Here is a 5,513-nt window from a genome sequence, read left to right on the forward strand (position 1 = left end):
GAGCAGTGATCAGGGCGAGTTTGGCCACAGATACTGTGGAAAGCACATGAAATTAATAACCGTCTCCACGACGTTGCTAACTTCTACATTGATCGCTGCAGGTGCCCATGCGGCCGCTCAGCGCCCGCTGATCAACCGCGAGCGTGTAAACGACATGCACTTCGAGATCGCAGCTATCGCGGTTCAGCCAGACTGAGTGTCTCCTGTCGTGTGCAACGCGGATGCATTTTCTTGTGCTGATTCCTGACTCAAAAGTCGGGGCCCTGCTCCCTCACTGGCCAGCTCATCCCAAGGGTTACGCAGCGGGCAACTATCCACGGACAGGCACCCACAGCCGATGCAGCCACTGAGTTGGTCACGCAACTCCGTGAGGCAGTTGATCCGCGCGTCGAGGGCCTTCTGCCACTGGGCCGACAAGGCCTGCCAATCCTTCGCTGTGGGCGTCCGCCCATCAGGCAAGGTATCCAGCGCATCGCGTATCTCCGCCAGGGGAATCCCCGCCCGTTGCGCCACTTTGACCACGGCAACCCGCCGAAGCACTTCACGCCGATAACGTCTGTGGTTACTGAGGTTGCGGTAACTGCTGATCAGCCCCTTGGTCTCATAGAAATGCAGCGTTGATACCGCAACCCCACTCCGACGGGCCACTTCCCCAACACTGAGCTCAAACCGGCACGCCTGCTTTTGATTGTGTTTCATGGATTCAGATCCTGTCTGGCATTCACTCTCAAAAACTTTATCAGGGGGCATTGACCTCAACCAAACTTGAGGTCTTATAAATAATAGCCGTATTCATCACACAACGAGGAGAGCGGTACAATGCGTCATAACATCAAACTGGGAATCATCTATGGCAGCGCTCGCGAAGGCCGTTTCTGCGACACTGTGGCCGGTTGGCTGATCGAGGACATTGCTCAGCGTGGAGGCTTTGACCTGCTGACGATTGATCCGGCGGTCGATAACAGTCCTACCCCGGACCTGAGGAAGCGGGTCAAGGAAGCGGATGCGTTCATCGTCGTTACGCCCGAGTACAATCATTCGTTCACGGGAGCCCTGAAAACCCTGATCGACTCCTTCCATGCGGAATGGCAGGCAAAGCCGGTAGGGTTCGTCTCCTACGGTGGGATCAGCGGCGGGCTCAGAGCTGTCGAGCAACTCCGGGGCGTGTTCGCGGAATTACACGCCGTCGGCATCCGGGACTCGGTAAGCTTTGCCAACGTCTGGGGCCATTTCGATGAGAACGGAACGCTGCGGGACTCCGTACTCGCAGAGCAGGCCCTGGGAACCATGCTCGCCCGCTTGTCCTGGTGGGCATCAGCACTGCGTACAGCCCGGGTAGCCATCCCTTATGAGGAGGCGACAGCATGAGTGCAAGCGCAGCAGAACAAGCAGCGCTCCCCCTGGCAGAAGCCAGGGTCCTGGTCCTTGGGCGCTCTGAACAGATTCTTGAAACCGTCCTGACCGAACTGAGGGCAGTGGGTATCACCGCCGAAGGTACCGCCACCCCGGAAACGGCACCAGATCACTTCGACGCCCGGGATTACGACCTCATCTCACTTGGCCGAGGGCTGCTGGGAGATGAGGGTCAGGCACTCAAGGCACAGTTCCAGGTGCACAACCCCGAGGTGCGCTTCCTGGACACCTATGCGCCCTTCGCCGCCCACCAGATCGTCGAGACATTGGGGGCAGAACGCCAGTCAACACCGAACCTGGTTTCCTACAGTGCGAGGATCGGTTACGAGGGGATACTCGCTCCCTCACTACCGGTCCTGAAGGCACTGCACGAACGCCACCCGGATGCCATCCCGTTCGAGGCTATCGACGCCCTTCTGAACCAGGGGGTGGACCTTTCTCCGGAGGCGGTGGAGCACAAGCTGGTTCATGCCGGACGTGGCGGCTACTGCTTCGAGCACAACGGCCTATTCAAGCGAGTACTCGAGGCGATTGGTTTTCATGTGGAAGGGCTGTCCGCGCGAGTTCGGTGGAATGCCGAACCGGGTACGCCTCCCCAACCCCACACCCATATGGCATTGCGTGTCACCCTGGACAACGAACCCTGGCTGGTCGATGTCGGATTTGGCGGCTGCGTTCTCACCACGCCACTGCGCATGAACACGACAGAGCCCCAACCCACTCAGCACGAAACGTTCCGGCTGATTCCCTTTGGCCCGGGGCTATTGTTGCAGATGTGGACCAACGACCAATGGCAGCCCGTCTACGAGTCGTCCGGAGAACCCAAACTGGACAACGACTACGAAGTCGCCAACTGGTATACCGCGACGCATCCCAGCTCGCAATTCCGCAGAAACCTGATCGCGGCACGCACCACGCCAACGGCTCGTTATACGTTGCTCAATGGGCGCTTCACGATCCGGCACATTGATGGCCGAGTCTACCAAGAAACGCTGGACGCAGATGCCATTGAACACGTCATGCACGAGACATTCCGGATTCCGGTAAAACCAGACTGGCGGCCAGCACTCGAGCGGGCCGCCGCACTTACCGCGTAATCATTTGGTTGTCTAGCAGTAACGCTTGGCACTGCTGTGGGCATTCGCTTTACGCAGGCACGAAAGCCTGAGGCCAAAGCGGTTCAAGACCTCAGGGAAATGGCCGCTTTGGGTGGTTAACTTCCTCAACCACCCTGTCGGCACGGGCTAAGGCTTCTTAATGGGCCAGAAGCAGACGTTTAGGTGATCGTTATATTATGCCTTCTCCTGTTCTTCGCGCTTTTCGATCATGTCGGAAATCATTTCGGTATGTTGATCCCCCCAGCTACACAATGGCCTCAGTGCCTCGCATAAGCTGTGGCCAAGCGGTGTCAGTGCGTAATCCACGCGGGGAGGAATCTCCCCGTGATCCGTTCGCGCTACGACGCCATCCCGCTCCAGCATCTTGAGCTGCTGAATCAGCATCTTGTGACTGACGCCATGGACACTGCGCTTTAGCTCGCCGTAGCGCAGGGAGCCACCAGCCAGAAAGTAGAGGATAAGCGGCTTCCACTTACCACCTATGACGTGGAGAGTGGCGTCGAGTCCACAGATGAAAGGTGAGGATGTCGGTGTTTTCTCGTTCATCTTGGTACTTACCTAAAGGTGCATACTTGTAGAAAAGAATGTTACTTCTTAACCTGCCTCCATCTCAACATCAGGAGAGCAGACAGATGGGTAAGCTACAGGGAAAAATCGCGGTTATTACAGGTGGCGCATCGGGAATCGGCCTGGCCACGGCAAAGCGCTTCACAGCAGAGGGTGCGTTCGTCTATCTCTTCGGACGCAGGCAGGCAGCTCTCGATGAGGCATTGGCCGAACTCGGCTCCAATGCGCGTGCCATTCAGGGCGATATTTCCAAATCAGAAGATCTCGATCGCCTGTTCGCAGCGGTGAAGTCCGAAAAAGGTAGTCTCGATATCTTGTTCGCGAACGCGGGGCTCGGCGAGCTGGTTGCTCTGGATGCCATCACGCCCGAGCATTTCGACCGTACTTTCGATATCAACGTCAAAGGAACGCTGTTCACGGTGCAAAAGGCGTTGCCTTTGATGTCATCCGGCAGCTCGATCGTTTTGACGGGATCAACGACAGGTGTGATGGGCACGCCGGCGATGAGCGTTTATAGCGCTTCCAAGGCGGCCGTTCGCAACTTCGCCAGAAGCTGGGCTCAGGATCTCCGAGGAACCGGCATCCGCGTCAACGTTCTATCTCCCGGTCTAACGGAGACGGAAAAAGTGAAGGAGATGTTGGACGACGACATCCTTGCCGGCCAGGTGCAGGCAACCCCGTTGGGACGGATGGGAGACCCTGCTGACACCGCTGCGGTAGCTGCGTTTCTCGCTTCCGACGACAGTCGTTTCATGACGGGGAGTGAAGTGTTCGTCGATGGCGGTGCTGCACAAATTTGATGCTGCTAGCGGGCCCACGCTGTGTCTGACAAAGCGTGGGCCTTAACCGGTTAAAAAATTCACCCCACCGAAGAATTACCAATTATGAGTGAACAGAAGAACCTCGAGATCGCAAATCAGTTTTTGGCCAAGCTCGGCGCCGGCGCGCCGCCCGAAGAAATCGCTGAGCTGTTCAGCGCCGACCTGGACTGGCATATCCCCGGCGACGACGGCGTGCTGCCTTGGATCGGTCACAAGAGCGGGCGCATCGCTGTAGCCGACTTCATACGTGACACCGGCGAAATGATCGAAAGACTTGGGCTGGAAATACACGAAGTGTTGGCCAGTGACGACCGCGCTATAATTTTCGGTGAACTGGCTACGCGCACCAAGAACACCGGCAAGACCATCGATACGGCCTTCGCGATCGTGTTGACAGTCTCAGACGACGAGATCATCCGTTTTCTGATGCTCGAAGACAGCTTCGCCGTTGCAGCCGCTGCTCGAAGCTGATGACGGCCTGCCGCCGCCAGCGTGCAATTCACCACCGAACTCTACAAAGGCGCCGCTTACGGCTTCACAACCAAGGATGACCTTCCTACGATGCAGCCGCTGAAAACCTGCATCACCAGCGACTAACCGCTCTTCTGAAAGAAACGCTGAGACGCCCCCTCGTTCTATCGTGGCCCTGCTGCATGGGCCATGATAGTGGGGAATGTCGCGCGGCTTGAAGGCTTGTGCTCCGATGCCACAAATGGCTACAAGCGATACAAAGCGGACTTTTAAAATATCTAATTTGATAATAATCGCACATAACTAAATATAGTTTTGTTTTGATTCCTGAATTCAACTAATAAGTGCAGCACCTGCGGTATCCAGGGCCCCTGAGTATTCCCCCAGGAAAACCTGTGCCGGTGTCCGATAACCGAGCCGTTTTCGGGGGCGATCATTCAGCTTATTGACGGTCCTTCTCAGCTCGGCGTCCGTCACCTGTCGGAAGTCGGTCCCCTTGGGATAGTACTGCCGGATCAGACCATTCGTATTTTCATTGGTCCCACGTTGGCCGGAGCAGTAGGGATCGCAGAAGTAGACCGCCGCTGTCACTGCCTGGGCCACTGTCTCGTGATTGGCAAACTCCGAGCCGTTGTCCAGCGTCACAGTCTGAACAGCGCCACGCCGGGGCTTCAGCAGCCGAATCATGGCCTTCTGTGTCAGTTCGGCGGTGATGTTGGGGAGCCGAGCGGCCAGCAGATAGCCGCTGCGACGCTCAACCAGCGTGACCAATCCGGACTGCTTGTGGCCCTTGAGCATCGTATCGCCCTCCCAGTGGCCAATCCTAAGTCGAGCATCCACCTCAGCGGCGCGGTGCTCGATACCGATTCGGTTCGGAATCTTGCCGAGTCCGGCGCTCTTGGCTTGTGCACGGTACTTGCTCCGCCGCTTGGGCTGTCGTAGACATCGCCACAGGTCGCCACCACGTGCCTTGTCATCCCAAATCAACGAATAGATCCACTGATGGCTCACGTAAGCGCCGTTGGCGTTGGCCATGAAGCCACTGATTTGCTGAGGGCTCCATTCGTTAGCCAGTTGATCAGTCACCCAGCGCATGAGGCTGGGGAGTCGCTTTGTCACTTTC

General features: G+C 57.2%; 7 protein-coding genes and 1 pseudogene. 5 read left to right on the forward strand and 3 right to left on the reverse strand.

Annotation, left to right across the window (positions count from 1 at the left end):
* Positions 1 to 196: pseudogene (locus OP495_RS16245) on the forward strand (hypothetical protein); the annotation flags it as partial.
* Here OP495_RS16245 and soxR read toward each other — a convergent pair.
* Entirely contained in the window at positions 184 to 699 is a 516-nt protein-coding gene (gene soxR, locus OP495_RS16250) for a redox-sensitive transcriptional activator SoxR (RefSeq protein ID WP_280570747.1), read from the reverse strand. The pseudogene OP495_RS16245 and the gene soxR overlap by 13 nt on opposite strands.
* A gap of 120 nt (positions 700 to 819) precedes the next feature.
* On the opposite strand from soxR, the gene OP495_RS16255 reads away from it, so the two are divergent.
* Together OP495_RS16255 and OP495_RS16260 are read left to right on the forward strand one after the other, a co-directional pair.
* Positions 820 to 1,368: an NADPH-dependent FMN reductase gene (locus OP495_RS16255; RefSeq protein ID WP_280570748.1), complete on the forward strand. Its 549-nt coding sequence runs from the start codon at positions 820 to 822 to the stop codon at positions 1,366 to 1,368.
* The gene (locus tag OP495_RS16260; protein WP_280570749.1) at positions 1,365 to 2,510 is read left to right on the forward strand and encodes an arylamine N-acetyltransferase; all 1,146 of its coding nucleotides are present in this window, start codon (positions 1,365 to 1,367) and stop codon (positions 2,508 to 2,510) included. The genes OP495_RS16255 and OP495_RS16260 overlap by 4 nt, the downstream gene beginning before the upstream one ends.
* A 195-nt stretch (positions 2,511 to 2,705) precedes the next feature.
* Here OP495_RS16260 and OP495_RS16265 read toward each other — a convergent pair whose 3' ends face one another.
* On the reverse strand, positions 2,706 to 3,077 hold the full coding sequence (locus OP495_RS16265) for a helix-turn-helix domain-containing protein (RefSeq protein WP_280570750.1): 372 nt from the start codon (positions 3,075 to 3,077) through the stop codon (positions 2,706 to 2,708).
* A gap of 86 nt (positions 3,078 to 3,163) precedes the next feature.
* Between OP495_RS16265 and OP495_RS16270 the strand changes: the two genes are divergently transcribed.
* Positions 3,164 to 3,898 (forward strand): SDR family oxidoreductase, encoded by a 735-nt coding sequence (locus tag OP495_RS16270; protein WP_280570751.1) that lies wholly within the window; start codon positions 3,164 to 3,166, stop codon positions 3,896 to 3,898.
* Positions 3,899 to 3,982: 84 nt separating this feature from the next.
* On the forward strand, positions 3,983 to 4,390 hold the full coding sequence (locus tag OP495_RS16275; RefSeq protein ID WP_280570753.1) for a nuclear transport factor 2 family protein: 408 nt from the start codon (positions 3,983 to 3,985) through the stop codon (positions 4,388 to 4,390).
* 333 nt (positions 4,391 to 4,723) lie between these two features.
* On the opposite strand, the gene OP495_RS16280 is transcribed toward OP495_RS16275, so the two are convergent.
* Positions 4,724 to 5,513: IS30 family transposase (locus OP495_RS16280; RefSeq protein WP_280570754.1), on the reverse strand; the 790-nt coding region annotated here is incomplete at its 5' end.

The sequence above is a fragment of the Chromohalobacter sp. 296-RDG genome (assembly GCF_029889885.1).
Lineage (GTDB): Bacteria > Pseudomonadota > Gammaproteobacteria > Pseudomonadales > Halomonadaceae > Chromohalobacter.